The sequence below is a fragment of the Szabonella alba genome (assembly GCF_016765775.1).
Taxonomy (GTDB): Bacteria; Pseudomonadota; Alphaproteobacteria; order Rhodobacterales; family Rhodobacteraceae; genus Szabonella; species Szabonella alba.
Genome location: NZ_JAESVN010000046.1, coordinates 1 through 1121, shown reverse-complemented (window position 1 = coordinate 1121; position 1121 = coordinate 1). Strand labels below are relative to the sequence as shown.

1 protein-coding gene is annotated in these 1121 nt (G+C 69.6%); it reads left to right on the top strand.

Annotation, left to right across the window (positions count from 1 at the left end; translation table 11 throughout):
* Positions 1-1121, top strand: a 1121-nt coding sequence (locus tag JL811_RS19850; protein WP_475636558.1) for an O-linked N-acetylglucosamine transferase family protein, incomplete at both ends; no start/stop codon positions are given.

The following is a 1121-nucleotide window of genomic DNA, read 5'->3' as shown; positions in this document are numbered from 1 at the left end:
CGCACGCGCGGATCCGGCGCCCCAACTGGCTCCGGCTTCTGCGGCGGGCGGGGTGGCGGCGCCGGCGCGGCGGATCCGGATCGGGATCCTGTGCCGCACCTTCGACAAGGGCCCCGACAGCGAGGCCGTGCTCACCTGCCTCACCGGCTTTGACCCCGCGCGCTATGAGATCTTTGCCTATTCCATCGGCTTTCATGACCGCGTCGTCAGCAAGGATCCCGGCTTTGCCCGGATCTTCGACGCCACCATCCGCCATCGCCGCGACCTGCCCGAAGATCCCGCCGGCATCCGCGCCGCCCTGCTGGCCGACCGGCTGGATGTCTTCCTTTACGCCAATGCCACCACCTATGGGCTGCAGCCGCTGGATCTGGCGCTCTATCACCGCGTGGCGCCCTTGCAGATCGTGCTGAATTCCCATGTGCCGATGGGGCTCGGCTATCCGTCCTTTGACGCCATGCTGACCGGGGCCAGCGACCACCCCGGCCATGAGGTGGCGCAGGCCGATCAGGCCGAGCGTCTGATCCGCCTGCCCGGCCCGGTCATCAACTACCTGACCACGCTGGAGCCGCGCCCCGACCCGCCGCTGGACCGCGCGGCCCTTGGCCTTGCGCCGGACGATGTGGTCCTGATGAATGCCGGCTCCTCGATGAAGCTGCGCCATGAGACGCTGGCCACGATGATGCGCGCCGTCGCTGGCGTGCCGCGGGGTATCCTGTTGCTGGCACCCTATAATCCGGGCTGGGCGGCGCGGTCGATGGCCTTCACCTTCAACCGCCAGATCGCGGAAACCGCGGCCGAGACCGGGCTCGACCCCGCGCGCATCCGGGTGCTGGGTGAGCTGAGCGTGGCCGAGGCCGAGGCGGCCCTGGCCTGCGCCGATCTTTACCTCAACCCCTTCCCGCATGGCGGCGCGACGATGACGCATCTGGCGCTGATCCACGGCATCCCGCCGGTCACGCTGCGCCGCCGCTCGACCCGGTCCATCGACCAGTTTCTGGTGGCCAGCCACGGCTTTGCCGAGCTGCTGGCCGATACGCCCGAAGACTATATCGCGCTGGCCCGAAGCCTCGGCACAGACCCCGCCCGCCGCAACGCCATCCGCACCCGCCTGAAACAGGCCG